Annotated in this window: 2 protein-coding genes; both read left to right on the top strand. The window is 36.8% G+C overall.

Features of this window, described 5'->3' with window-relative positions:
- Positions 1-43 precede the first annotated feature (43 nt).
- The gene (locus BM097_RS15950; protein ID WP_177197493.1) at positions 44-1,453 is read left to right on the top strand and encodes an ISL3 family transposase; all 1,410 of its coding nucleotides are present in this window, start codon (positions 44-46) and stop codon (positions 1,451-1,453) included.
- 10 nt (positions 1,454-1,463) lie between these two features.
- Positions 1,464-1,664 (top strand): mobility-associated LCxxNW protein, encoded by a 201-nt coding sequence (locus BM097_RS15945; protein WP_090552694.1) that lies wholly within the window; start codon positions 1,464-1,466, stop codon positions 1,662-1,664.
- Positions 1,665-1,819 lie beyond the last annotated feature (155 nt).

Genomic DNA, 1,819 nt, shown 5'->3' with positions numbered 1-1,819 from the left:
AATATCATATTTTTGAGCAAATCATATGAAGGGAGGATACACATTGAATAGTATCACACAATTACTAGACCTTGAAGATAACGAAGTAATAATCAGCGATATTTCAATTCAAGGTAACACAAAAACACTTACGATTGAAACTGTTCCTTCAGCACACTTCTGCCCCTCTTGTGGCTATAAGATGCATTCGCGTGGAGTGAAAAATAGAACAATCAATCATCCAATTTTACAGGATAATTTTTCGCTAGTTCTTATCCTGAAGCAGCGCCGGTGGCGATGTACAAACCCTGAATGTCGTTATGATATCAGTGAAAGCTTCAAATTTGTAAATAAGCAACGGCGCTCTACTAACGCAACAGATATGCTTATAGTGACTGCATATCAAAATCTTATGGAAACATCCACATCCATAGCTAATCGTTTTAACGTCTCGGACACCTATGCTCACGGAGTTTTCGACAAATACGTTAAGCTTGATAGGCTACAACTGACTGATGCTATCTCTATTGATGAAGTTCACATTGAGATGGATGAACATTGCAAATATGGTCTTATAATACAAGATTTTCACACAGGTGATCCTATAGATTTACTACGAAGCAGACGCACAGAAGTTACTGAACCATACTTTTCAGCTATTCCAAGAGATGAAAGAAATGCTGTTAAATATCTTATTTCAGACATGTATAATCCATACATTGCCTATGTAGACAAATATTTTCCTAATGCCGTCTCGGTAGTAGATTCTTTCCATGTGATTCAATGGATTACAAGATCTATTGATAACTACATACGAGCACTTCTTAAAGAATTCCGCCAGCGGGATCGGGAACTACAAGAAAAGCTTTCACTTGAAAAAGGATACGAAGTATCATTACCAATTTCTGATGAAGTTTATCTTCTACAAAAATATCGTTGGCTTATTTTGTCAAACCAATCCAATATTAAGTACCATACTGAACCTAGAATGGATGCCCACTTCCGCTGTCTTATGAATACTTTTGATTATGAAGATGCTTTATTTCGTATCGATTCTAAATTAAAAGATTATAGAGACTTGAAAGAAAAATACGTGAGATTCAACGATAGAAATGCAGGAAATCCTTTGGTAGCAGCTAATGAACTTGAATTGCTTATTTCTGAATATCGCGATTCTAAATATCTTATGTTTAGGGAATTTGCATCACTCCTTGAAAAGTTTAAAAATCCCATAATCAATTCATTTATCATGGTTGAAAAAATAGGCCCAGGCGGCATCTATAACAGTCGTTTATCAAATGGTCCCATTGAATCCATCAATCGCAAAGTAAAAGACTTAAAGCGTCTTGGACGTGGTTTTAGAAACTTTGAACATTTCCGAAATCGCTTCCTTTACGCCACACGCTCATCACCAGTACTTAATGGTATCAGTGAGTATAACCCTGTAGTTTATTTTGAAAATGACGATTTTTAGGAGGATGATTATGATGTCGAATTACTGTGCTTTCAGCAAAAACCATAAATGTGTTAAATGGGATGATTATGAATTTACCAAGGAAGAATTACAAGAATTGGATGAGCTCTGCCATGGGAACTGGATTGAAATCCAGCGACTTTATGAATACATCGATGAGCTCCAAGAACTTCTTAAAGAAAACAATATTTCATATCCATACTTTTTCTAAAACAATCATTGGGGCTGGCTTGTCCAGCCCCTCAAAAGTGCCCCTCAAACCGTACCCTCAAACCAGCCCCTCAAACCATACCCTCAAAAACTCCCACTAAAAAAGGGCTTGCCCCTCACGACAAACCCTCATAAACTTTGGCAAACCCTCAAAAA

Source organism: Pseudobutyrivibrio sp. OR37 (assembly GCF_900113655.1).
GTDB lineage: Bacteria > Bacillota > Clostridia > Lachnospirales > Lachnospiraceae > Pseudobutyrivibrio.
This window is presented reverse-complemented; position numbering and strand designations above follow the sequence as displayed.

Excerpts from the sequence above, each read along its gene's own strand:
- BM097_RS15945 (WP_090552694.1), top strand. The coding sequence starts at position 1,464 with ATGATGTCGAATTACTGTGCTTTCAGCAAAAACCATAAATGTGTTAAA.